Origin of the sequence: Kordia jejudonensis (assembly GCF_001005315.1) — a bacterium.
GTDB classification, from domain to species: Bacteria; Bacteroidota; Bacteroidia; order Flavobacteriales; family Flavobacteriaceae; genus Kordia; species Kordia jejudonensis.
On sequence record NZ_LBMG01000137.1, the window covers coordinates 1 to 1,450 of the forward strand.

Here is a 1,450-nt window from a genome sequence, read left to right on the forward strand (position 1 = left end):
CAAAAAAACATTAAATCTTTAGATAATAGGACAAGTTATTAGCTCTTGTTCATACTATATCAAACTACTCTACACTTGATGTAGTCAATTCTAACTTATATCATAATTATAAAGTTGCTCAAAGAAGCGACCAAGACTTCTTGTGCTCAATTTTAAATGAATTAGAATCGGTTATTTAAAGCTTGTAGGTATTGTTTTGAAATTGTTTGAATGAATTAACTGAGAAAACTAATAAAGTAATTGAAAGCAGAAACTGTATATAACGTAATTCAAGCATTGAGCGCAGATGAAAAGCTGCGACTTTATGGTATGCTTGATTTACAAAAAGTAACTGCTAAGAAATCAAAGAAAAGGAAGAAAAAATTAATCTCTATAGCATCAGCTATGGATGATTTGCTGGTTAATACGTTTAATAAATCATGAGCATCATTCATTTTTCAATTGTTTTCAAAGCACTTGATGTTTTCGTTGAAAAACACAACACTACCGCTGATAGTCTTTCTACTCGACTGCGTCAACCTGTGATTGCAACCGCTAGAGAGATTATTAGAATTTATGGTGCTTCATTATTGAAAGAAAGTAAAAAGGCTTCTTTTGATGCTGCTAATATTCCTTATTTAAAGACCAACAACGTACAATTAGCTAAAATTGCACGTGTTAGTACTAGAACTATTAAAAGACATCTTATCAAGCTTGAAAAATCCAATATCATCATTCAAAAAATATGGCATGGTTCTAACGCCAGCTTTGAACTCTATTTGAATCCTAAAATACTGTTGATAAACTGTCCAAAACCACTGAATAACTCAAAAAATATAAAGAAAGAAGGAGAAATAAAAAATACTGATAATCAGTTTTTTAAAAAAGAGTGTTCGACAAGTTGTCCCCATACAGACTCTGGTAACAATAGCTACATAAATAATATATTAATAGCCGTTGATAAAAAATTGAACATTGACAGAAAGTTAAGTTCGAGTTCTTCCAAAGTTGAAACTCTAGCTGGTAACAAATTGGCAGGATACGCAGAGAAGGAAGGCGGTAAAAAAATAAATGAGCCACTTTCGCAAGGCACACCAGGCGCGCGAAATTTCAAGCTTACTAATGATGCAGAGAAGGAAGGAGAATTTCCTGAAGTTAAAACACAGGCAAAAGGCATAGATTCAAGGCTTGAAGCTTCAGGGATTCCCTTTCTTAATTCTTATGTAGATTCTTTATGGGAACTCGCTAAAAAGAAATTATACAAAGAGATATACTTAACTAAAAATGTGGAGAAAAAGACCAAAGAGTTATTGTATTTGTGGTATCAGCCTGTAAAAAAACAACATTTAGATAAAGTTCACAATGTCTATATAAAACGCGTTGAATTAGTCCAGAAGTATCTTGCCAAAGATTCCGAAAATAGATTCGTTCAATTACCACATAGATATTTTGATCCAAAAAATAAGCATGG

The 1,450-nt window shown here is 32.1% G+C and carries 2 protein-coding genes; both read left to right on the forward strand.

The window, feature by feature from the left end; translation table 11 throughout:
• Positions 1–240 precede the first annotated feature (240 nt).
• Positions 241–423 carry a hypothetical protein gene (locus AA089_RS22985; RefSeq protein ID WP_046759369.1) on the forward strand — a complete coding sequence of 61 codons (183 nt, stop codon included), beginning with the start codon at positions 241–243 and terminating at the stop codon, positions 421–423.
• On the forward strand, positions 420–1,450 hold a 1,031-nt coding region (locus AA089_RS22990; RefSeq protein ID WP_046759370.1), incomplete at its 3' end, for a hypothetical protein. The genes AA089_RS22985 and AA089_RS22990, both read left to right, overlap by 4 nt.